The following is a 246-nucleotide window of genomic DNA, read 5'->3' as shown; positions in this document are numbered from 1 at the left end:
AAATAGCGATTGACGCTTTGATCTCACTTATCCATGACCCACAGGTTGATAGTTATATTCGTAGACAGGCAGCAGAAAGCTTAGGGAAAATCGGTGTTGACAACCAAATAGCGATTGAAACTTTGATCTCACTTGTCCGTGACCTACAGGTTGATAGTTTGATGCGTTGCCGGGTGGCAGAAAGTTTAGTGGAAATTGACCCTGGTAACCAAACGGCGATTGAAGGGTTGATAGCACTTATCCGTG

1 protein-coding gene is annotated in these 246 nt (G+C 44.3%); it reads left to right on the top strand.

The features are described from left to right. Positions 1-17 precede the first annotated feature (17 nt). Positions 18-246, top strand: a 229-nt coding sequence (locus tag ABF638_RS38530; protein ID WP_435027974.1) for a HEAT repeat domain-containing protein, incomplete at its 3' end; no start/stop codon positions are given.

It is taken from the genome of Nostoc sp. CALU 1950 (assembly GCF_051172895.1).
Lineage (GTDB): Bacteria > Cyanobacteriota > Cyanobacteriia > Cyanobacteriales > Nostocaceae > Nostoc > Nostoc edaphicum_A.
The sequence above is the reverse complement of the archived record's forward strand: the minus strand, read 5'-3'. Positions and strand labels throughout refer to the sequence as shown.